Raw genomic sequence first — 20,643 nt, 5'->3', positions numbered from 1 at the left:
CCCTCGCGCCGGGGGCGCCCCTACTCGGCGGTGACCTCGCGGATCCTGGGCAGGATGTCCGCGGCCAGGACGCCGCCGTGGAAGACGGCGGCCACGCGGTGCTCGCGGTCGAGGACGAGCGTGGTGGGGACCTGGGCGTTGCGGTACCGGCCCAGGTTGACCAGCGCGCGCCCGGGCGGGTCGTAGAGGGACGGGTACGCGGCGAGGCGGTCCCTGGCGAAGTCCTCGGCGAACCCGCGGTCGTGGTCGCGGACGTCGATGCCGAGGAAGTCGACCCCGCTCTCGGCGTGCGCCTGGACCAGTTCGGGCGCCTCTGCCCGGCATGGCCCGCACCAGGCGCCCCAGATGTTGATGATCAGGGCGTCGCCGTGGAACTGGTCGAGGGAGACCGGGGCGCCCTTGAGGAGGTCCTCACCCGCGAGGGTGGTGATGGCCTGCCGCTGGTCGACGGGGATCAGCGCGCCGTTGGCGGGCGGCGGGCCGCTGGTGGCACAGCCCGCGACGGTGATGGTCACGGCGAGCAACGTCGTCAATCCCCCGGTTCGCACGGCGCCGATGCTAGGGGTTGATCTTCAGCACGCGGCGGGCCAGTTCGGTTTCGGTGCGGCTCATGCCGGGGGTTGGCGGGGTGTCGGGGTCCCACCAGCGGAAGGAAAGGGCCTCCGGGTTGCGGACCAAGGTGGGGGCGGCGTCGAGGCGGAGGCGGTAAAGGGCGAGGTACTCGGGTGGAGGGCCGAATTCGGCAAGGGCGGCGAAATCCAGGTCTGTGGTGGTGATGCCGGTTTCCTCGCGGAGTTCGCGGGTGGCGTTTTGGTGCGGGGTTTCGCCAGGTTCCCGGGTACCGCCGGGCAGTTCCCACTGGGCGCGTTTGCCGTTGTAGATGAGGAGAACGCCTGCGGGAGTGGCGACGACAACCAAGGCCCAGGGGATGTTCGCGTCGACCGGTTCGGCCGGCGCGTGGAGGGCGATGAAGGGGTTGCCCCTGCGGTCGAGGAGGGTCATGAGAGAGCGGCGACCAATGCCTCCGGGGTGGTGACCGGGCGGTCGCAGATGTAGCCACGGCAGATGTAGGCGGCAGGGTTGCCGTCGATCAGGGGGCGGTCGGACAGGAGAGGTGTGGAGTCCGGCTCGCCCGCGACGATCACGGTGCCGCCCGGGGCGTGGGCCGTGGCGGCCTGGACCAGCGCGGCGCGGGACTCCGGACTCCCGACGACGGCGATCTGGACCGGGCCGGACTCCATCGCCTCCGCCACCGTCAGCCAGTGGCCTGCGAAGCGGGGGGCCCGGGCGGCCAGGATGCCCACCCGGGTAAGGGCCAGTTCGGCTGCTTCGCCGTAGGGGCCCTCGCCCGCCAGGGAGGCGCCTAGGAGGAGGGCGCCTGCCAGGGCGGAGGCGCCGGAGGGGCTGGCGTTGTCGCCGGGGTCGGAGGGGCGCCAGACCAGGGCGTCGGCGTCGTCGGCCGTGTCGTGGTAGGCGCCTTCGGCCGTGTGGTCGGTGAAGTGGGCCAGGGCCGTGTCGAGCAGGGCGGTCCCGGCGTCCAACCAGCGGGTGGCGCCGGTGGCCTGGTGCAGGACGAACAGGGCCTCGGCTAGGCAGCCGTAATCCTCCAGGACGCCCGCAGCGGTGCCCACCACACCACCGCGCGAGGTGCGGCGGAGGCGGCCGTCTACCAGGTGCAGGTCGAGGAGCAGCGTCGCGGCGCGCTCGGCGGCGGCGATCCACGCGGGTTCACCGAGGGCCGTGCCCGCCTCGGCCAGGGCCGACACCGCGAGGCCGTTCCACGCGGTCACGACCTTGTCGTCGAGGCCGGGCTGGGGACGGGCGGCGCGGACCGCCAGCAGCGCCCGGCGGATCCGCTCCCAGCGCGGGGCGTCGTCGACCTCGCGCAGCAGGCGGAGGGTGGACGCGCCGTGTTCGAAGGTGCCGGTCTCGGTGACGCCCAGGAGGGTGGCGGCCCAGGTGCCGTCCTCCTCGCCCAGGGCCTCGACCAGCTGCGCGGGGGTCCACACGTAGGTCAGGCCCTCGACGCCGTCGGTGTCGGCGTCGAGGGACGCGGCGAACCCGCCTTCGGGGGTCGCGAGGTCGGTCAGCAGGAACCGGGCGGTCGCGGCGGCCACCTCGCGGTAGCGGTCGACGCCCGTCCGGCGGGCCAGGTGCGCGTAGAGGCGCAGCAGCAAGGCGTTGTCGTACAACATCTTCTCGAAGTGCGGGACCACCCAGCCCGCGTCCACGCTGTACCTGGCGAACCCGCCCGCGAGCTGGTCGTTCAACCCGCCGTCGGCCATCGCCCGCGCGGTTCCCTCCACAATGGACAGCGCCTCCACCGACCCGGTCCGCTCGTGGTGGCGCAGCAGGAACTCCAGCACCATCGTCGGCGGGAACTTCGGCGCGCCACCGAACCCGCCGTTGACCCGGTCGTAGTCGCCGAGCAACGACGTCGCCGCGCCCTCCAGCACCGCTGCGTCCACAACGGACTCTTGCAGCGGCCCGGCCTGCTCCCGCAGCTGGGCCACCACGCTCTCCCCCATCCCCCGCACCTTGGGGTCCCCCGACGACCACGCCTCGTGCACCGCCGACAGCAGCTGGCGGAACGACGGCATTCCCGGCCGCGGCGTCGGCGGGTAGTAGGTCCCGCAGTGGAACGGCTCGCCCGACGGGGTCAGGAAGCACGTCATCGGCCAGCCGCCCTGGCCGGTCATGGCCTGGGTGGCGGTCATGTAGACCGCGTCGACGTCCGGGCGCTCCTCGCGGTCGACCTTCACGTTGACGAAGTGCGCGTTCATCAGCGCCGCCGTCTCATCGTCCTCGAACGACTCGTGCGCCATGACGTGGCACCAGTGGCACGCCGCGTAGCCGACCGAGAGCAGGACCGGCACATCCCGCCGACGGGCCTCATCGAACGCGTCCGACCCCCACTCCCACCACTCGACCGGGTTGTCCCGGTGCTGGAGCAGGTACGGGCTGGTGGAGCCGTGCAGCCGGTTTGCCATGCCCCCACCCTCTCAAATCCCGGTGGGACGGATCCGGCGAGTGGGTCAGAATGCCTTTTGTGCTGATGACCCTGTCCACCACCGCCCGGCCCGCGACCGACCTCGGCTACCTGCTGTTCAAGCATCCCGCCAAGGCGCAGCGGTTCCCGCAGTCGTCCGGTACCGCGCACGTGTTCTACCCGGTCGCCGGGGAGGACCTGTGCACCGCCGCGCTGCTGCTGGACGTCGACCCGGTGGCGCTGGCCAGGAACAACCGGGGTCGCGAGGGCTACGTCAACGACCGCCCGTACGCGGCTGGCTCGCTGCTGGCCGTCACCCTCGGCTCGGTGTTCCGGACCGCGATGAACGGCCGCTGCGACGAGCGGCCCGAGCTGGCCGCGGCGGCGATCCCGCTGGCGGTGCGGCTGCCCGCGGTGTCCTGCCGCGGTGGCGCCGAACTGGCCGAGCGGCTGTTCGCGCCGATGGGGTGGCGGGTCGAGGCGCGGCCGCTGCCGCTGGACCCCGAGTTCCCGGAGTGGGGCGACTCGCACCACCTCGACCTGCGGCTCACCGGCGAGCTGCGGCTGGCCGACGCGCTGCGCCACCTGTACGTGCTGCTGCCGGTCATGGACAACACCAAGCACTACTGGGTGGGCGAGGACGAGGTCGCCAAGCTGATCCGCGCGGGCGGCGACTGGCTGGTCGCGCACCCCGAGCGCGAGTTGATCAGTGCCCGCTACCTGGCGCACCGCCGCGGGTACGTGCGCACCGCACTGGAGCGCTTGGCCGAGCTCGACGACACCCCGGAGGAGGAGGTCGACGAGGCCACCGACGAGCCGGTGGTCCGGCCGCTGGCCGTCGTGCGGCGCCAGGCCGTGCTCGACGCGCTGCGCGAGGTCGGCGCGCGGCGCGTGCTCGACCTGGGCTGCGGCCCCGGCTCCCTGCTGCTCGACCTGGTCGCGGACACCTCGTTCACCGAGCTGGTGGGCACGGACGTGTCCTCGGTCGCGCTGACCATCGCCGACCGGCGGATCTCGCGGCTGCCGGACCGGGCGCGGGCGCGGGTGGCGGTGCGGCAGTCGTCGCTGACCTACACCGACCCGGCGCTGGCCGGGTTCGACGCGGCGGTGCTGATGGAGGTCGTCGAGCACCTGGACCCGAGCAGGCTCGCCGCGCTGGAGCACGTGGTCTTCGCGGGCGCGCGGCCGGAGCACGTCGTGGTGACGACGCCGAACATCGAGTACAACCCGCTGTACCCGACGCTGGCCGCGGGCGCGTTCCGGCACCCCGACCACCGGTTCGAGTGGACGCGGGCCGAGTTCCGCGAGTGGGCGGACGGCGTCGCGGCGCGCAACGGTTACACGGCGCGGTTCCTGCCCGTGGGGCCGGAAGACCCGGTGGCGGGCTCGCCGACGCAGCTGGCCGTGTTCTCCAAGGTCACCAAGGAGGTGGCGGCATGAGCGAGCTGGCGATCCCGGACATGTCCCTGGTCGTGCTGATCGGCGCGTCCGGTTCCGGCAAGTCGACCTTCGCGCGCAAGCACTTCGCGGCGAGCCAGGTGCTCTCCAGCGACTACTTCCGCGGCCTGGTCAGCGATGACGAGAACGACCAGGGCGCGTCGGCGGACGCGTTCGACGCGCTGCACTACGTGGCGGGCAAGCGGTTGGCGCGCGGGCTGGTGACGGTCGTGGACGCGACGAACGTGCAGCAGCGGGTGCGGGCCCGGCTGGTGGAGCTGGCCAAGGCGCACGACGTGCTGCCGGTCGCGGTCGTGCTGGACCTGCCGGAGGCCGAGTGCGTGCGGCGCAACGCCGCGCGGCCGGACCGCGACTTCGGCGCGCACGTCGTGCAGCGGCACGTCCGCGAGCTGCGCAAGTCGCTGAAGTGGCTGGGCAAGGAGGGTTTCCGCAAGGTGCACGTGCTGCGCGATCAGTCCGAAGTGGACTCGGCGCGGTTCGTCCAGGAGCCGCTGCGCAACGACCTGCGGGGCGAGACCGGGCCGTTCGACGTGATCGGCGACGTGCACGGCTGCCGCGCCGAACTGGAGGAGCTGCTCGGCGAGCTGGGGTACGCGGTGGAGCGCGACCCGGCGGGCCGCGCGGTCGGCGCCGCGCACCCCGAGGGGCGGCGCGTGGTGTTCGTCGGCGACCTCGTCGACCGGGGACCGGACACACCGGGCGTGCTGCGGCTGGCGATGGGCATGGTCGAGGCGGGCAACGCCCTTGCGGTGTGCGGTAACCACGAGCAGAAGCTGGCGCGCGCGCTGCGCGGGCGGAAGGTCACCGTGCGGCACGGCCTGGCGGAGTCGTTGGCGCAGCTGGGAACCGAGGACCCGGAGTTCGTCAAGCGCGCGGAGGTGTTCTGCGACAGCCTGGTCAGCCACTACCTGCTCGACGAGGGCAAGCTCGTCGTGGCGCACGCGGGTCTGCCCGCGCAGTACCACGGGCGCGCGTCGGGGCGGGTGCGGTCGTTCGCGCTGTACGGGGACACGACCGGCGAGACCGACGAGTACGGGCTGCCGGTGCGGTACCCGTGGGCGCGGGACTACCGGGGTTCCGCGGTGGTCCTGTATGGACACACGCCGACACCGGAGGTCGAGTGGATCAACTCGACGATGTGCCTGGACACCGGCTGCGTGTTCGGCGGCAAGCTGACCGCGCTGCGCTACCCGGAGCGCGAGGTCGTCTCCGTTGCGGCGCACGAGGTCTGGTACGAGCCGGTGCGACCGCTGGTGCCCGCCGTCGAGGAGCGGGAGCCGACCGCGCTGGCCCTGGCGGACGTGATCGGTCGACGCGTGGTCGAGACCGCCGAGCTGGGCATGGTGACGGTGCGGGAGGAGCAGACGGCCGCCGCGCTGGAGGTGATGAGCCGCTTCGCCGTCGACCCGCGGTGGCTGGTGTACCTGCCGCCGACGATGGCCCCCGCGGACACGCACAAGGAGGGACCGGTGCTGGAGCACCCCCGGGAGGCGTTCGCCGAGTTCGGCGGGCTGCCGGTGGTGTGCGAGGAGAAGCACATGGGGTCGCGCGCGGTGGTCCTGGTGACCCGGTCACCCGACGTCGCCCCCCGCCGCTTCGCCATCGAGGGCGACGGGGCGGTGTACACGCGTACCGGCCGGACGTTCCTGCCGGCGCCGCTGACGTCGTCGCTGCTGACCCGGGTTCGGGCCGCCGCCGCGGGTCTGTGGGACGAACTGGAGACGGACTGGCTGCTGCTCGACGCGGAACTGCTGCCGTGGAACGCGAAGGCGGGCAAGCTGATCAACGAGCAGTTCGCCCCGACGGGCGCCGCTGCGGCGGCGGCCCTTCCCGCGGCGGTCGAACTGCTGTCGCAGGCGGCGGACCGGGGCGTGGACGTGGCGGACCTGCTCACCAAGACCCGCACCCGCGAGACCAACGCCCTCGGCTTCCGGGACGCGTACCGCCGGTACTGCTGGCCGACCTCGGACCTGGACGGCGTGCGGCTGGCGCCGTTCCAGGTGCTGGCGGCGGAGGGTCGGGCGTTCCACGACCGGCCGCACGTGTGGCACCTGGCGGTCGCCGCGAAGCTGCGCGCGGCGGACCCGGAGCTGTTCACCGAGACCCGGTACCTGGAGGTCGACACCGCCGACCCGTCGTCGGTGGCGGCGGGCGTCCGCTGGTGGGAGGACCTGACCGCGGCGGGCGGTGAGGGAATGGTCGTGAAACCGGCGGCCAACCTGGTGCGGATGGGGCGCAAGCTCGCGCTGCCGGGGATCAAGGTCCGGGGCCGCGAATACCTGCGGATCATCTACGGCCCCGACTACACCGACCACCTCGACCGCTTCCGCGACCGCAAGCTGGGCAAGAAGCGCTCCCTGGCCCTCCGCGAATACGCCCTGGGCCTCGAAGCCCTGGAACGCCTATCCCGCAACGAACCCCTCTGGCGCGTGCACGAGTGCGTGTTCGCGGTGCTGGCGCTGGAGTCGGAGCCGGTGGACCCGCGGCTCTAGGTGCTCCCGCCGCCCTCACGCGAGGGCGGCGGGGGTCACTTACCCGGCTTGGCCTCGGACTCCGCGGGCTCTGCGGCCTTCTCCGCCGGCGGGTCGAAGCTCTCCGGGAGCCGCTTCAGGTGTTTGGTCATGGAGCGGACCAGGAAGGCCACGGCGACGAAGAACAGGACCAGGATCAAGAAGCCCAGTGGCGAGGACTTCCCGAAGTCCTCGCCCTGGCCGCCCGGGTCCGCGGGGCCCGCCGGGGGTGGGGTGGGCGTCTGGGTCTGGGCGATGGTGTCCGCCGGGTCGAGCCTGGCCAAGCCGGTGATCACAGCGACACCTTCTCCTGGATGCCGCTGAACAGGTCGTCCTCCGGCAGGGTGCTGTCGACCAGCGACCGGACCAGCTCGTACTCCTCGAACGGCCAGACCTCGCGCTGCAGGTCGAGCGGGACCGCGAACCAGCGGCTCTCCGGGTCGATCTGGGTGGCGTGGGCCAGCAGGGCCGCGTCACGGGTCTCGAAGAAGTCGGCGCACTCGATGCGGGTCGTCACGCGGTGGGCGAGGTCGCCGCGGTCGGCGGGCCAGTTGGCCAGCCACTCGGTGTACGGGGACTCCAGGCCGCGGGCCTCCAGGGCCTCGTGGATCGCCACCAGGCGGACCCGGGAGAAGCCGTGCGAGTAGTACAGCTTCAGCGGGGTCCACGGCTCGCCCGCCTCGGGGTGGCGATCCGGGTCACCGGCCGCGTCGAAGGCGGCGACGGAGATCTCGTGGCAGCGGATGTGGTCCGGGTGGGGGTAGCCGCCGTTCTCGTCGTAGGTGATGACGACGTGCGGGCGGAACTCGCGGATCGCCTGGACCAGCGGGGGCACCGACTCCTCCAGCGGCACCAGCGCGAAGCAGTCGTCCGGCAGCGGCGGCTTCGGGTCGCCCTCGGGCAGGCCGGAGTCGATGAAGCCGAGCCAGCGGTGCTGGATGCCCAGGATCTCGGCGGCCTTGGCCATCTCGCGCCTGCGCACGGCCGGGATGTCGGCGACGACCTCCGGTCGGTCCATGGCCGGGTTGAGGATGTCGCCCCGCTCGCCACCGGTGCAGGTCACGACCATCACCTCGTGGCCGTCGGCGACGTACTTGGCCATGGTGGCCGCGCCCTTGCTCGACTCGTCGTCGGGGTGCGCGTGCACCGCCATCAACCGCAGCTTCTCGGACATGGTCCTCCTCAGCCCCCTCTGCATCGCGAACGCCGAGCAGCGGATACTCGGAGCCCGAAAGCACCAACGCCCCTCGACGGGACCATTGTTCCCGCCGGTCGGACAGCCGCCACCAGGAGGCCCCGCTATGACCGCCGCCGCACGCGCACTGCCGGAGGGCCGCTACGGCAAACCCAGCCGTCGTCCGGGCCGCCGAACGGTGCTGGTCCTGGCGGTTTGCGGGGTGCTGGCGGGCGGGGTCGTGGCCTGGCTCGGCTACCGCAACCTGGGCTCCGCCCCCATCGAGGCCGAGCGGGTCGGGTTCGCGAGCGAGGCGGGCAACCGGATGAAGCTGACCTTCGACGTGACCCGCTCCACCCCCGAACGGCCCGCGGTGTGCGTCGTCCGGGTGCGGGACGCGCACGGTCAGGAGAGCGGCAGGCGCGAGGTGTACGTCCCACCGGGCGCCGCGTCCACCCGGATGGCCGCGGTGATCACCAGCGGCGGGGAACCGGTCACGGCGGACGTGTTCGGGTGCTCTTATCAGGTGCCGTCATACCTGTCCACGACCCAGCCGCCAACGGGGTGAACTAGCCCGCAGAACCACTTAAAACGGATTTTTCCGGCGAGATAGCACGTGTGTTCGTGGTATTCTCGTAGACCTGCACGGCCCCTAGGCGGGCCGTGTTTTTTCCATTCCGGACGCACTACGAGGTTCGGGACGCCGGCCCGTAACCCCGGGCCCGGAGTACGACGAGGAGTTGGTGACCGTGAGCGACACCCAGGTGACCTGGTTGACCCAGGAGGCCTACAACCGGCTCAAGCACGAGCTCGACGAGCTGATTGAGAACCGCCCGGTCATCGCGCAGAAGATCAACACCAGCCGCGAGGAGGGTGACCTCAAGGAGAACGGGGGTTACCACGCGGCCCGCGAGGAACAGGGACAGCAGGAGGCCCGCATCCGGCACCTGCAGGAACTGCTCCGGGGCGCCAAGGTCGGTGAGACCCCCGCCAACGACGGCATCGCCGAACCGGGCATGGTCCTCACCGTCCGCTACGACGGCGACGACGACGAGGAGCAGTTCCTCCTGGCCACCCGCGAAGAGGGCGGCGAGGGCGAGCTGGAGGTCTACTCCCCCGAGTCCCCCCTGGGCCGCGCACTGCTCGGGGCCAAGGAAGGCGAAACCCGCGAGTACGAGCTGCCCAACGGCAAGACCCAGAAGGTCACCCTCCGCAAGGCGGTCCCCTACAGCGGCTGACCCCGAACTTCGCGCGAGAACGAACGGCCGTCCCCGGGTGCCGCCGGGGACGGCCGTTCGCCGTGTTCAGGACGTGTGGAGTCGTGTCCGCCACGACGAGGCACGGGTCTCCGGCCGTCAGGCAAGCGGGCAGACCAGCTTCTCGGAGCCATTGGCACCTCCCGCGGCCGGGTCGACCGAGTCCCGGCGCAGCCCGCGGGCCCCACGCGATCCCCGCGTGAGCGGGCGGGCCCGGATGGCACATCGCGCACCATCACCGAGCCGATCGGTCCCCGCACAACCGATCCTGATCCGGCGCCGCGGGCAGCGGCGCTACTCCACGGCCAGTTCCAGCAATGGCCGGACGCGGGTGGGGACCGGGGTTGACAGGGCGATCGAGGTGGAGGTTCGGCTGACCCACTCGACGTTCACCACGCGGTCGATGACGTGTTGGAGGTCGGCGTTGTCGCGGGCCACCATGCGGACCAGGAGGTCGCCTTGGCCGGTGGTCGCGTGCACTTCGCAGACCTCCGCGATGGCCCGCAACCGCTCCGCCACCTCCGTGCGCCTGCCCTGGGCGATCTCCAGCACCGCGAACGCCGTCAGCCCGTAGCCCATGGCCGCCAGGTCGAGGTCCGGCGGGAACCCGCGGAGGACCCCGCGGCGTTCCAGGCGGTCCATGCGGGCCTGGACGGTGCCCCTGGCCACGCCCAGGCGGCGGGAGCACTCGAGGACCCCCAGTCGCGGTTCGTCGGTGAGCAGGAGCAGCAGTCGCGCGTCCAGCGCGTCCAGTTCGGACTCCTCCGGCATCGCGTACCTCCTGGTCAGAGTGTCCACTTTGTCGAACACACCCGGTCACACACTAGGCAACCTGTCCAGTGAAACACGAGTCTCTTGCACATGCTGCCCGGTCCCTCGCATGCTCGACGTACCGCAACGCACCCAGGAGGACGCACATGACGGGGACCCTCGGCCGCAGCGAGCAGGGCCTTGACGAGGTGAGCTACGACCAGCTCCGCCAGCTCGTCGGCCTGGTCGAATACGACGAGTCCCGGGACCCCTTCCCGGTCAAGGCCCTGGACGCCGTGGTCTTCGTCGTCGGCAACGCCACCGCGACCGCGCTCTTCTACCAGTCCGCCTTCGGCATGACCCTGACCGCGTACTCCGGCCCTGAGACCGGCAACCGCGACCACAAGGCGTTCGTGCTCAAGTCGGGGTCCGCCCGCTTCGTCATCAAGGGCGGCGTCGACCCCAAGAGCCCGCTGCTCGACCACCACCGCGAGCACGGCGACGGCGTCGTCGACATCGCGCTCGAGGTGGCGGACGTGGACAAGTGCCTGGCGCACGCGCGGGAGCAGGGCGCGACCGTGCTGGAGGAGGCGCACGACGTCACCGACGAGCACGGCACGATCCGCTTCGGCGCGATCGCCACCTACGGCAAGACCCGGCACACCCTGGTCGACCGCTCCCGCTACAACGGCGTCTACCTGCCCGGCTACGTCGTCCGGGAAGGCACCCTCCAGCGCCCCGCGGACGCCCCCAAGCGCATCTTCCAGGCGATCGACCACTGCGTCGGCAACGTCGAGCTCGGCAAGATGGACTACTGGGTCGACTGGTACAACCGCGTCATGGGCTTCGTGAACATGGCGGAGTTCGTCGGCGACGACATCGCGACCGAGTACTCCGCGCTGATGAGCAAGGTCGTCTCCAACGGCAACCACCGGGTCAAGTTCCCGCTCAACGAGCCCGCGGTCGCGAAGAAGAAGTCGCAGATCGACGAGTACCTCGAGTTCTACGGCGGCCCCGGCTGCCAGCACATCGCGCTGGCCACCAACGACATCATCGCCACCACCAAGGCGATGCGCGCCGCGGGCGTCGAATTCCTGGACGTGCCGGACTCCTACTACGAGGACCCCGAGCTGCGCGAGCGCATCGGCAACGTCCGCGTGCCGATCGAGGTGCTGCAGGAGAACGCGATCCTGGTCGACCGCGACGAGGACGGCTACCTGCTGCAGATCTTCACCAAGCCGATCGGCGACCGCCCGACCGTCTTCTACGAGATGATCGAGCGCCACGGCTCGCTGGGCTTCGGCAAGGGCAACTTCAAGGCGCTGTTCGAGGCAATCGAGCGCGAGCAGGACCGGCGCGGCAACCTCTGAAATACCCTCGCGGAATTGTCCAATCCGTCGAGGTGAACAAGCGCGAACAATCGGCCCGTCCCTGCGTGTGGCCCCGCCCGTTCACCGGGTCGGGGCCACACTCAGCTACTCCTCAGGTACCCCCCGGACCGGGCAGGTACGCTCGGCTGAGGGCGTAGCGGATTTTCGGGGAGAACCAGTCATGACCGGCACACGCAAGCCACGGGCAATGCCACTCGCGGGCGCCCTGGCGGCGGCGGCCGTGCTGGCCGGGGTGGCGGTCTTCACCGTCAGCAACGCCGGGTGCGCCAGCGCCGGTCAGTACGTCCAGCACGGCAACGAGGTGGAACTGGTCGGCGGCTGCGTCGACCCGACCGACCTGCCCGCCGCGCCGGGCACGCAGCCCGTCGGGACCTCGACAGGCCACGCGGTCGACCGCTACAACCGCGTCAGCCCGTAGCACCGAACGGCAAAAGGCTCGGCGGGGAAAACGAATCCCTCCACCGAGCCTTTCGACTTTCCTCAGTCCAACGCGCTCAGCAGGTCGCCGACCAGGTCGGCGCCGTCCTCGATGCCGACGGACAGCCGCAGGATGTCGTCGGACACCTGCAGCGGCGAGCCCGTGGTACTGGCGTGGGTCATCTTGCCCGGGTGCTCGATCAGCGACTCGATGCCGCCGAGCGACTCCGCCAGGATGAACAGCTTGGTGCGCGCCGCGACGGCCAGCGCCGCCTCCTCCCCGCCCTCGACGGAGAACGACACCATCCCGCCGAAGCGGCGCATCTGCTTCGCCGCGACCTCGTGGCCGGGGTGCTCGGCCAGGCCCGGGTAGTAGACCTTGGTGACCTTCGGGTGGCTGACCAGCGCCTCGACCACGCGCTCGGCGTTGTCGCTGTGCCGCTCCATGCGCAGCGCCAGCGTCTTCGCGCCGCGCAGCACCAGCCACGCGTCGAACGGGCCGGGCACCGCGCCCGCCGCGTTGCGCAGGAAGGCGAACTGCTCGTTGAGGCCCGCGTCCGAGGTGACCAGGGCGCCGCCGACGACGTCCGAGTGGCCGCCGAGGTACTTGGTGGTGGAGTGCAGCACCACGTCCGCGCCCAGGCCCAGCGGGGACTGCAGGTACGGGGTGGCGAAGGTGTTGTCGATGACCAGCCGGGCGCCCGCCTCGGCGGCGACGGCGGCCAGCGCGGCGATGTCGACGATGCCCAGCAGCGGGTTGGTCGGCGTCTCCGACCAGATGACCTTGGTGTTGGGCCGGACCGCGGCGCGGGTCGCCGTCGGGTTGGCGAGGTCGACCGTGGAGTACTCCACGCCCCACTGGGTCAGCACCTTGTCCAGCAGCCGGAACGTGCCGCCGTACGCGTCGTTGCCGAGGATGACGTGGTCGCCGGGGCGGGTGAGCGAGCGCAGCGCGATGTCGGAGGCGGCCATCCCGGAGGCGAAGGCCAGCGCGTGCTTGCCGCCCTCCAGCGCGGCCAGCGCCTCCTCCAGCGCGGTGCGCGTCGGGTTGGCGGTGCGCGAGTACTCGTAGCCGCCGTCGCGCACGCCACCCACGCCGTCTTGGGCGAAGGTGGACGTGGCGTAGATCGGCACGATGACCGCGCCGGTGCGCGGGTCGGGCGCCTGGCCCGCGTGGATCGCCCGGGTCTCGAAGCCCCAGCGCGACGTGTCCTCAGCCATGGCACCCAGGTTACGACCCCACACCGACACGACCACCATGTGGGAGGCGTCCCAGCATGAGGAATATTAGCCCGTTCGGGTTAAAGCTCCAGGTCAGTAGCCGGGGCCGTACGTCGGGGCCTTCTGCCGCATCGCCCGGGTGGTGGACGGCAGCGCGGCGAACAGGATCGTCAGCGCCGACGCGATGATGCCGATCGCCAGGAAGGCCGAGTACGCGGACGAGAAGCCGAACACCGCCTCCAGGTACTTGCCGAAGAGGCTGAAGTCGGCGCCGAGCGCGACCGGCTCCAGCACCACCGACACCAGCGCGACCACGGCCGCGATGATCGACAGGGCGACACCGGCGCGGCTCCTGGTGAACAGCATGATGCCGCCGATCACCCCGAGGACGGCCACCGCGAGACGGCCGATCTCCAGGAACAGCAGCCCGGCCGGTACGTCGCTGAGGTACTCCAGGCCGCCGTCGACCAGGAAGTTGACCACGGTGCCGCCGAAGCACACGCCGACGACCAGCGCGAGCAGACCGGCGATCGGCGCGGTGCCCGCCGAGGTGGGCTGACCGCCGGGCTGACCGGGGTACTGCGGGTAGCCGGGCTGGCCCGGGTACGGCTGCTGTCCGGGGTACTGGGCCTGCCCCGGGTACTGCGGCTGCCCCGGGTACTGGCCCGGGTACGGCTGCTGGGCGAACCCGGGCGGCGGCGTCTGCGGCGCGGCGAACCCCGGCGGCGGGGTCTGCGGCGGCGCGAAGCCGGGCGGCGGGGTCTGCTGGCCCGGGTACGGGGGCTGCTGCGGGTAGCCCGGCGGCGGGGTGGGCGGGTTGTTGTGCGGTGGGTAGGTCATGGTGCCCCCTCGACGGACAGCGTGGTCGTACCTGAGACGCGAACGGGTCCCGGCTGGTTCGCCGGGACCCGTGGAAGTTTCACGTGGACATGCTCACCACTGCTGCGGCGACTGCCCACCGGGCGGTTGCTGGCCGTAGCCGGGCTGCTGGCCGGGCTGGCCGTAGCCCTGCTGCGGCGGTGGGAAGCCGGGCGGCGGCGTCTGCGGCGGCTGCCCGTAGCTCTGCTGCGGCGGCTGGCCGTACCCCGGCTGGGGCTGGCCGTACGGCTGCTGCGGCTGGCCGAACCCTCCGACCTGACCGCCACCGCCGCCGAACCCGCCCGGTCCACCCGGACCGCCGGTACCCAGCGGCTGGCTGGCCACCAGGTACTGCTGGGTCTGCGGGAAGAAGTACAGCGCGCCCGCGGCACCGATGATCAAGCCGAACAGCAGCGTGGTCACGAGGCTGCCCGCGAAGGTGTACTTGGCGCCGAGGATGATCGCGCCGAGCACGGCGACACCGCCACCGCCGACGACCAGCAGGTGCGCGAAGGCCGACTTGCGCAAGTACAGGAAGACCGCGCCGGTCGCCGCGGCGGCGCCGCCGAGGAAGTTCACGACCGAGAGGAAGATCGCGAGGCCGAAGCCGGAGGACACGCTCTCCGCCGCGTCCTTGCCCGCCTGGCACTGGTCGCGCAGCGACCCCGCGGGCACCTCGCCGCAGTCGATGCCCGAGATGTCCGGGAGGTTCGACACGGCGCTGCTGGCGCTCATGAAGTCGAAGAAGTTCACCAGGTTGGTGATGAACACGATCAGGCCGAGGAGCGCGACGGCGCCCTGGATGGCCAGCGCGATCGTGCCGGTGTTGTTGCCCTGGCCGCCGAAGCTCGGCTGACCGCCTAGGCCGCCCTGCTGGGCGAAGCCGCCCTGCTGCGGGTAGCCGCCCGGCTGCGGTTGGCCGTAGGGCTGCTGCCCGTAGCCACCCGGCTGGGGCTGGCCGTACGGCTGCTGGCCGTAGGGCTGGTTGAACCCGCCCGAGGCCGGGTCGGCCGCGCTCGGCGGCGGCGCGTACGGCGGCGACTGCGGCACCGAGCCCGGCGGCACCATCTGCGTGGCGTCACCGCCCTGGGGGCCGCCCTGCCCCGGCCGGACGACCTGCGTCCGGTCGGCGCCCTCGGCCTCCTGCCCCGGCGGCTGCTGCCCCGGGCGGATGGCCTGGGTCCGCTCGACGCCGTCGGCGCCCTGGTGTGGCGCGGCGAACGGCGGCGGTGTCGGCTGGCCCGGCTGCTGGCCGAACTGCCCCTGGTCCTGGCCCGGCTGACCCGGCCACTGCTGGGGCTGCCCGCCCTGCCATGGCTGGTTCGGCGGCTGGGGAGCACTCATCGGGTTTCCCACCCCTTTTGACCTGATATGTCAGCTTTCAACACGAACACTGCGGGTAACGCTATCGGATCCGCTGACCGGGTGTACCCCGCGGCGGCAAGCCTGACGCGGGGTAGTTATCGACCCGCAAGGAAACCCAGTAGATCCTGCCTGGTCACCACACCGGCTGGTTTGCCGTCGACGAGCACCAACGCACCGTCCGCGTTCGTCAGCGCACCCATCGCGACCGAAACTTGCTCACCGGCTCCGATGGTCGGCAGCGGTCCGGACATGTGCCGGTCGAGCCGGTCGGCCAGCGCGGCCTTGCCGGTGAACAGCGCGTCGAGCAGGTCGCGCTCGTTGACCGCGCCGACCACCTCGGCGGCCATGACCGGCGGCTCGGCGTTGACCACCGGCATCTGGCTGACGCCGAACTCGCGCAGGATGGCGACCGCGTCGGCGACCGTCTCGGTGGGGTGGGCGTGCACGAAGTCGGGGATGGTGGTGCCGGACGCGCTCTTGCGCCGCAGCACGTCGCCGACGGTGGCGCCGGAGTGCTCGGGCGGCAGGAACCCGTACTGGGCCATCCACGAGTCGTTGAAGACCTTGGACAGGTAGCCGCGGCCGCCGTCGGGCAGCAGCACGACCACCACGTCGTCGGGGCCCAGGCGCTGGGCCAGGCGCAGCGCGGCGGCGGCGGCCATGCCGCAGGAGCCGCCGACGAGCAGGCCCTCCTCGCGGGCCAGGCGCCGGGTGATGTCGAAGGACTCGGCGTCGCTGACCGCGATGATCTCGTCGGCGACGTCGCGGTCGTAGGTCGTGGGCCAGAAGTCCTCGCCGACGCCCTCGACCAGGTACGGGCGGCCGGTGCCACCGGAGTAGACCGAGCCCTCCGGGTCGGCGCCGACGACCTGCACGCGACCGTCGGAGACCTGCTTGAGGTAGCGGCCGGTGCCGGAGATGGTGCCGCCGGTGCCGACGCCCGCGACGAAGTGCGTGATCCGGCCGTCGGTCTGCTTCCACAGCTCGGGGCCCGTGGAGTGGAAGTGGCTCTCCGGGTTCTCCGGGTTGGCGTACTGGTTGGGCTTCCAGGCGCCGTCGATCTCGCGGACCAGGCGGTCGGAGACGTTGTAGTAGGAGTCCGGGTGCTCGGGGGCCACGGCGGTCGGGCAGACGACGACCTCGGCGCCGTAGGCCTTGAGCACGTTGCGCTTGTCCTCGCTGACCTTGTCCGGGCAGACGAACACGCACTTGTAGCCGCGGCGCTGGGCCACGATCGCCAGGCCGACACCGGTGTTGCCCGAGGTGGGCTCGACGATGGTGCCGCCGGGGCGCAGCGCGCCGGAGGCCTCCGCGGCGTCGATCATCCGGACCGCGATCCGGTCCTTCACGCTCCCGCCGGGGTTGAAGTACTCGACCTTCGCCAGCACGGTCGGCGCCAGGCCCGCGGCGAGCGAGTTCAGCTTGACCAGCGGGGTGTTCCCGACGAGATCGATGATGTGCTCGGCGTACTCCACCGGGGCTCCTCCTGCACGTGCGTTCGCGGACCGGGTCGAGCGTAACCCGACCCGTATCCGGAGCAGGGTGCCTCCGCTCTTTGCTAAACAGGGGTCAATCTGGTTAAGGATCAGCCGGGGGCGGGCGATATCTCGATGACATTCTCGTGAACGCCCGGGCTTGAGGGGGGTGGTGGCGATGCCACGGACACGGGGTTTGCTGGTGGTGGCCGCGCTGGCCGCCGGGTCGGTCGGCGGGTTGTCGGGGGCGGCGTACACGCTGCTCAACACGCAGTCGCGGCGCGCGCGGACGCTCATCGGCGTGCCGCGCGACGCGCCGTTCAACGCCGACGGGGACTACTTCCCGGACGGTTCCGGGCCTGCGCCGCTCGGCGCGGCCGGTGCCGCGGTGGAGTTCGGCGTGTTCGGGGATTCGAGTGCGGCTGGGCTGGGCGCGGAGACGCCGGACCTGCTGCCCGGGGTGCTGCTGGCCAGGGGGCTGGCGGAGGAGTGCGACCGCGCGGTGCGGTTGCGCACGTACGCGGTCAGCGGGTCGCGGACGACGGGGCTGGTCGCGCAGGTGGACCGCGCGCTGGCCGCGCCGCCCGCCGTGGCGCTGATCCTGGTCGGCGGGAACGACGTGACGGCTCGCCTGGCGATCTCGACGTCGGCGGCGCTGCTGGCCACGCAGGTGCGGCGGCTGACCGAGGCCGGGACCGCCGTGGTCGTCGGGACCTGCCCGGACCTGGGCGCCATCCAGCCGATCCCGCAGCCGCTGCGGTCGGTCGCCCGCAAGTGGAGCCTGGCCCTGGGCCGGGCGCAGGCGCGGGCCCTGGTCGCGACGTCGGCGGCGGTGGTGCCGATGACGCTGCTGTCGCGGCACTTCCTGACCCGACCGGGTGAACTGTTCAGTTCCGACCGATTCCACCCGAACGGGGCGGGCTACGCGCTGGCCGCCGGGCTGCTGCTGCCCGCGCTGTGCGGGGCGACCGGTACTCCCCGGTAACGTGCGGGTGTCGTACCCGCGCGAAGGAGGACCCATGCCCGAGGCCGTCATCGTCTCCGCCGTCCGCTCGCCGATCGGCCGGGCCGGTAAGGGCTCGCTGGTCGACATCCGCCCCGACGACCTGACCGCGCAGCTGATCCGCGCGGCGCTCGACCGGGTGCCCGCGCTGGACCCGGCGGACATCGACGACCTGATGCTGGGCTGCGGGCTGCCGGGCGGCGAGCAGGGCAACAACATGGCGCGGATCGTGGCCGTGCTGCTCGGGTACGACTCCCTGCCCGGGTGCACGGTGACCCGGTACTGCGCGTCGTCGTTGCAGACGACCCGGATGGCGCTGCACGCGATCAAGGCCGGGGAGGGGGACGTGTTCATCTCGGCCGGCGTCGAAGCGGTGTCGCGGTTCGCGCGCGGCAGCTCGGACTCGTGGCCCGACACGCACAACCCGATCTTCGCGGAGGCGGAGGCGCGGACCAGGTCGGTGGCCGAGTCCGGCGCCGGCTCGTGGGTCGACCCCCGGCTGGACGGCCGGGTACCGGACGCCTACATCGCGATGGGCCAGACCGCGGAGAACCTGGCGCTGGCCAAGGGGATCACCCGCGAGGAGATGGACCACTTCGGCGTCCGGTCGCAGAACCGCGCGGAAAAGGCCATCACGGACGGCTTCTGGGCGCGGGAGATCACCCCCGTGACGCTGCCGGACGGCCGCGTCGTGGAAACCGACGACGGGCCGCGGGCCGGGATCACCTACGAGAAGACGGCAACGCTGAAGCCGGTCTTCCGCCCGGACGGCCGGGTCACGGCGGGCAACTGCTGCCCGCTCAACGACGGTGCCGCCGCCCTGGTGATCATGTCGGACACCCGCGCGGCCGAACTCGGCCTGACCCCGCTGGCCCGGATCGTGTCGACGGGCGTTTCGGGCCTGTCGCCGGAGATCATGGGCCTGGGCCCGGTCGAGGCGTCCCGCCGGGCGCTGGCCAAGGCGGGGATGACGATCGACGACGTCGACCTGGTGGAGATCAACGAGGCGTTCGCCGCCCAGGTCATCCCGTCGGCCCGCGAACTGGGCGTCGACGAGGACAAGCTCAACGTCAACGGCGGCGCGATCGCGGTCGGCCACCCGTTCGGCATGACCGGCGCCCGGATCACCACGACCCTGATCAACTCGCTGAGCTGGCACGACAAGCAGATCGGCCTGGAGACGATGTGCGTCGGCGGCGGCCAGGGCATGGCCATGGTGCTGGAACGGCTCAGCTGAGGTCTGCGGTCAGCCGCCGGAGCCAGGGGTGGTCTTGGCCGTGGGTGCGGGTGATGGCGTCGACCAGCCAGGCGCGCTGATCGGTGGCCAGTACCGGGAGCGCTGCGGTGAAGTCCACGTCGTCTTTGGGGCGGCGGCCCTTGGCCTTGTAGAACAGTTGGATCTCGGGGCGCAGGTAGGGGATCCCGTCGGCGGTGGTGGCGCCGAGCGCCGCGATCGGTTCCCGTATGTCGGGGTTGCGCCGGGAGATCCAGTCTTCGCCGGTGGTGTCGTTGAGCATGAACTGCAGGCGCCAGGGTTGGTCGGTGGGGCGGCACCAGATGTCGTGCACGTGGGCGGGTAGGGGCTCGCCGGGGAGCCAGGGGCGCAGTTCTCCCGGTGGGTCGGCCGCCCACCACTCCCAGCCTGCCAGCACTTCCTGGATGACCGGGTGGTCGCGCCGCAGGAGGAGTACGTCGATGTCGGTGTGGTCGCGGACGGGGTGGCCGACGGCGAGTTCGACGGCGTAGCCGCCCGCCACCCACCACGGGACGTCGAAGCAGGCGAACAGGGCTGCGACCGCGGTCGGGGTGATCGGGTCCCAGGTCCCCCACGGTGTGCTGGTCGGCGCCACGGCGGGTCAGGCGGTGGGGGCACCGGCCGGGGTGCGGACCGGCTGGAGCTTGGTGGTCGACGCCTCCGGCGGGGGCAGCTGGTCCAGCTCGGACTCCGCCTCCAGCGGCTCCAGCAGACCCGCGCTCTGGGTGAGCAGGTCCGAGGTACCGCGCAGGCGCCCGGCCAACTGCTCGCGCAGCGCCGTGAGCCGTTCGATGTGGCTGGTGGCCGTGGCGATGCGCTTCGCCGCCTCGTCGGTGGCTTCCTTGACCAGCCGCGCGGCTTCGGTCTCCGCGGCGGTGCGGGCGGTGTCGATCTCGGTGGCCAGTTCCGCGCGGCGGCGGGACATCTCCTCCTGGAACTGCTGTTCCGTGCGCTGCCGCGCGCGTTCCGCTTCCTCGTCGATGGCGCGCTGGCGCTTGTTCGCCGCCGTGGTCATCACCTCGGCCTTGGCCTTGGCCTCGGTGATGACGGCCTTGTGCGCGGCGTGCGCCTCCGCGTGTTGACTATCCAGGTCCGCGAGCAGGCCCCGGTAGCGGTCGCGCAGTTCCCTCGACACCGCTTCCGCGTCGGCCCAGGCCGTTTCGGCCGCGGCCTGGGCGCGGGCGGTGATCTCCCCCGCCTCGGACTCCGCGGTGGCGATGGCCCGGGCGGCGCGTTCCGGGGCGTTGGGGGCGGCGCTGGCCACGGCGCTGGTGGAGAGCTTGCCGAGCCGGTCGGTCAGCGCGTCGATCTCGCGCTGGGCGATCTGCAACTGCCCGGCCAGTTCGTCCACCTTGGCCCGGACCTCGTCGCGCTCGCCCGCGGCCGCGGCCGCCTCGGTTTCCAGGCGCTGGATGTAGTGCTTGACCTGGGCGCGGTCGAAGCCGTGGCGCACCACGGTGAAACCCGCGTGGTCGCGGTCCGGTGGGGAGGAGGCCATGGCACGACGGTACCCGCGCCAGT

General features: G+C 72.0%; 20 protein-coding genes. 8 read left to right on the top strand and 12 right to left on the bottom strand.

What is annotated here, in order from left to right; all coding sequences use genetic code 11:
- Positions 1–20 precede the first annotated feature (20 nt).
- From V5P93_RS04290 to V5P93_RS04280, 3 genes are read right to left on the bottom strand one after another with little or no spacing between them, the layout of a single operon-like run.
- The gene (locus tag V5P93_RS04290; RefSeq protein ID WP_245931050.1) at positions 21–548 is read right to left on the bottom strand and encodes a TlpA disulfide reductase family protein; all 528 of its coding nucleotides are present in this window, start codon (positions 546–548) and stop codon (positions 21–23) included.
- Between the two features lie 10 nt (positions 549–558).
- Complete coding sequence (locus V5P93_RS04285; protein WP_104477121.1) at positions 559–1,002, bottom strand: NUDIX hydrolase; 444 nt, start codon at positions 1,000–1,002, stop codon at positions 559–561.
- Positions 999–2,990, bottom strand: a complete 1,992-nt coding sequence (locus V5P93_RS04280; protein WP_104477123.1) for a thioredoxin domain-containing protein — start codon at positions 2,988–2,990, stop codon at positions 999–1,001. The genes V5P93_RS04285 and V5P93_RS04280 overlap by 4 nt, the downstream gene beginning before the upstream one ends.
- Before the next feature lie 59 nt (positions 2,991–3,049).
- Between V5P93_RS04280 and V5P93_RS04275 the strand changes: the two genes are divergently transcribed.
- Both V5P93_RS04275 and V5P93_RS04270 read left to right on the top strand, forming a co-directional pair.
- Positions 3,050–4,429: a 3' terminal RNA ribose 2'-O-methyltransferase Hen1 gene (locus V5P93_RS04275; RefSeq protein WP_104477125.1), complete on the top strand. Its 1,380-nt coding sequence runs from the start codon at positions 3,050–3,052 to the stop codon at positions 4,427–4,429.
- A complete protein-coding gene (locus V5P93_RS04270; protein ID WP_104477127.1) occupies positions 4,426–6,939 on the top strand; it encodes a polynucleotide kinase-phosphatase in 2,514 nt (837 codons plus the stop codon). The genes V5P93_RS04275 and V5P93_RS04270 overlap by 4 nt, the downstream gene beginning before the upstream one ends.
- Positions 6,940–6,974: 35 nt before the next feature.
- Here the strand turns inward: V5P93_RS04270 and V5P93_RS04265 are convergent, their stop codons facing one another.
- Together V5P93_RS04265 and mca are read right to left on the bottom strand one after the other, a co-directional pair.
- Positions 6,975–7,214 carry a hypothetical protein gene (locus tag V5P93_RS04265; RefSeq protein ID WP_104477768.1) on the bottom strand — a complete coding sequence of 80 codons (240 nt, stop codon included), beginning with the start codon at positions 7,212–7,214 and terminating at the stop codon, positions 6,975–6,977.
- Positions 7,215–7,249: 35 nt separating this feature from the next.
- On the bottom strand, positions 7,250–8,131 hold the full coding sequence (mca, locus tag V5P93_RS04260) for a mycothiol conjugate amidase Mca (protein WP_104477128.1): 882 nt from the start codon (positions 8,129–8,131) through the stop codon (positions 7,250–7,252).
- A 127-nt stretch (positions 8,132–8,258) separates the two neighbouring features.
- On the opposite strand from mca, the gene V5P93_RS04255 reads away from it, so the two are divergent.
- Positions 8,259–8,699, top strand: a complete 441-nt coding sequence (locus tag V5P93_RS04255; RefSeq protein ID WP_104477130.1) for a DUF4307 domain-containing protein — start codon at positions 8,259–8,261, stop codon at positions 8,697–8,699.
- 172 nt (positions 8,700–8,871) lie between these two features.
- The gene (gene greA / locus V5P93_RS04250) at positions 8,872–9,369 is read left to right on the top strand and encodes a transcription elongation factor GreA (protein WP_104477131.1); all 498 of its coding nucleotides are present in this window, start codon (positions 8,872–8,874) and stop codon (positions 9,367–9,369) included.
- A 312-nt stretch (positions 9,370–9,681) separates the two neighbouring features.
- Here the strand turns inward: greA and V5P93_RS04245 are convergent, their stop codons facing one another.
- Complete coding sequence (locus tag V5P93_RS04245; RefSeq protein WP_104477133.1) at positions 9,682–10,158, bottom strand: Lrp/AsnC family transcriptional regulator; 477 nt, start codon at positions 10,156–10,158, stop codon at positions 9,682–9,684.
- A gap of 146 nt (positions 10,159–10,304) precedes the next feature.
- On the opposite strand from V5P93_RS04245, the gene hppD reads away from it, so the two are divergent.
- Positions 10,305–11,507 (top strand): 4-hydroxyphenylpyruvate dioxygenase, encoded by a 1,203-nt coding sequence (hppD, locus tag V5P93_RS04240; RefSeq protein WP_104477135.1) that lies wholly within the window; start codon positions 10,305–10,307, stop codon positions 11,505–11,507.
- A 181-nt stretch (positions 11,508–11,688) separates the two neighbouring features.
- Entirely contained in the window at positions 11,689–11,946 is a 258-nt protein-coding gene (locus V5P93_RS04235) for a hypothetical protein (protein ID WP_104477137.1), read from the top strand.
- Between the two features lie 62 nt (positions 11,947–12,008).
- Here V5P93_RS04235 and V5P93_RS04230 read toward each other — a convergent pair whose 3' ends face one another.
- From V5P93_RS04230 to V5P93_RS04215, 4 genes are all read right to left on the bottom strand, one after another.
- The gene (locus tag V5P93_RS04230) at positions 12,009–13,166 is read right to left on the bottom strand and encodes a cystathionine gamma-synthase (protein WP_104477138.1); all 1,158 of its coding nucleotides are present in this window, start codon (positions 13,164–13,166) and stop codon (positions 12,009–12,011) included.
- Positions 13,167–13,259: 93 nt separating this feature from the next.
- Complete coding sequence (locus V5P93_RS04225) at positions 13,260–14,006, bottom strand: hypothetical protein (RefSeq protein ID WP_181043318.1); 747 nt, start codon at positions 14,004–14,006, stop codon at positions 13,260–13,262.
- Positions 14,007–14,099: 93 nt separating this feature from the next.
- A complete protein-coding gene (locus V5P93_RS04220; RefSeq protein WP_104477140.1) occupies positions 14,100–15,368 on the bottom strand; it encodes a hypothetical protein in 1,269 nt (422 codons plus the stop codon).
- A gap of 116 nt (positions 15,369–15,484) precedes the next feature.
- Positions 15,485–16,864, bottom strand: coding sequence for a cystathionine beta-synthase (locus V5P93_RS04215; protein WP_104477142.1), 1,380 nt, complete (start codon positions 16,862–16,864; stop codon positions 15,485–15,487).
- 178 nt (positions 16,865–17,042) lie between these two features.
- Between V5P93_RS04215 and V5P93_RS04210 the strand changes: the two genes are divergently transcribed.
- Positions 17,043–17,849, top strand: a complete 807-nt coding sequence (locus V5P93_RS04210) for an SGNH/GDSL hydrolase family protein (RefSeq protein ID WP_181043319.1) — start codon at positions 17,043–17,045, stop codon at positions 17,847–17,849.
- 34 nt (positions 17,850–17,883) lie between these two features.
- Positions 17,884–19,104, top strand: coding sequence for an acetyl-CoA C-acetyltransferase (locus V5P93_RS04205; RefSeq protein ID WP_104477144.1), 1,221 nt, complete (start codon positions 17,884–17,886; stop codon positions 19,102–19,104).
- Here V5P93_RS04205 and V5P93_RS04200 read toward each other — a convergent pair.
- A complete protein-coding gene (locus V5P93_RS04200; protein WP_104477146.1) occupies positions 19,097–19,717 on the bottom strand; it encodes a nucleotidyltransferase domain-containing protein in 621 nt (206 codons plus the stop codon). The genes V5P93_RS04205 and V5P93_RS04200 overlap by 8 nt on opposite strands.
- A gap of 6 nt (positions 19,718–19,723) precedes the next feature.
- Positions 19,724–20,620, bottom strand: coding sequence for a DivIVA domain-containing protein (locus V5P93_RS04195; RefSeq protein ID WP_104477148.1), 897 nt, complete (start codon positions 20,618–20,620; stop codon positions 19,724–19,726).
- Between the last annotated feature and the right edge of the window lie 23 nt (positions 20,621–20,643).

The sequence above is a fragment of the Actinokineospora auranticolor genome, from assembly GCF_041897805.1.
Classification (GTDB): domain Bacteria; phylum Actinomycetota; class Actinomycetes; order Mycobacteriales; family Pseudonocardiaceae; genus Actinokineospora; species Actinokineospora auranticolor.
Note: the sequence above shows the minus strand (reverse complement) of the source record. Positions and strands in the feature narration are given on the sequence as shown.

Excerpts from the sequence above, each read along its gene's own strand:
- V5P93_RS04235 (WP_104477137.1), top strand. The coding sequence starts at position 11,689 with ATGACCGGCACACGCAAGCCACGGGCAATGCCACTCGCGGGCGCCCTG.
- V5P93_RS04195 (WP_104477148.1), bottom strand. The coding sequence starts at position 20,620 with ATGGCCTCCTCCCCACCGGACCGCGACCACGCGGGTTTCACCGTGGTG.
- V5P93_RS04230 (WP_104477138.1), bottom strand. The coding sequence starts at position 13,166 with ATGGCTGAGGACACGTCGCGCTGGGGCTTCGAGACCCGGGCGATCCAC.
- V5P93_RS04225 (WP_181043318.1), bottom strand. The coding sequence starts at position 14,006 with ATGACCTACCCACCGCACAACAACCCGCCCACCCCGCCGCCGGGCTAC.
- mca (WP_104477128.1), bottom strand. The coding sequence starts at position 8,131 with ATGTCCGAGAAGCTGCGGTTGATGGCGGTGCACGCGCACCCCGACGAC.
- V5P93_RS04270 (WP_104477127.1), top strand. The coding sequence starts at position 4,426 with ATGAGCGAGCTGGCGATCCCGGACATGTCCCTGGTCGTGCTGATCGGC.
- hppD (WP_104477135.1), top strand. The coding sequence starts at position 10,305 with ATGACGGGGACCCTCGGCCGCAGCGAGCAGGGCCTTGACGAGGTGAGC.
- V5P93_RS04255 (WP_104477130.1), top strand. The coding sequence starts at position 8,259 with ATGACCGCCGCCGCACGCGCACTGCCGGAGGGCCGCTACGGCAAACCC.
- V5P93_RS04205 (WP_104477144.1), top strand. The coding sequence starts at position 17,884 with ATGCCCGAGGCCGTCATCGTCTCCGCCGTCCGCTCGCCGATCGGCCGG.
- V5P93_RS04285 (WP_104477121.1), bottom strand. The coding sequence starts at position 1,002 with ATGACCCTCCTCGACCGCAGGGGCAACCCCTTCATCGCCCTCCACGCG.
- V5P93_RS04210 (WP_181043319.1), top strand. The coding sequence starts at position 17,043 with ATGCCACGGACACGGGGTTTGCTGGTGGTGGCCGCGCTGGCCGCCGGG.
- V5P93_RS04280 (WP_104477123.1), bottom strand. The coding sequence starts at position 2,990 with ATGGCAAACCGGCTGCACGGCTCCACCAGCCCGTACCTGCTCCAGCAC.
- V5P93_RS04220 (WP_104477140.1), bottom strand. The coding sequence starts at position 15,368 with ATGAGTGCTCCCCAGCCGCCGAACCAGCCATGGCAGGGCGGGCAGCCC.
- V5P93_RS04245 (WP_104477133.1), bottom strand. The coding sequence starts at position 10,158 with ATGCCGGAGGAGTCCGAACTGGACGCGCTGGACGCGCGACTGCTGCTC.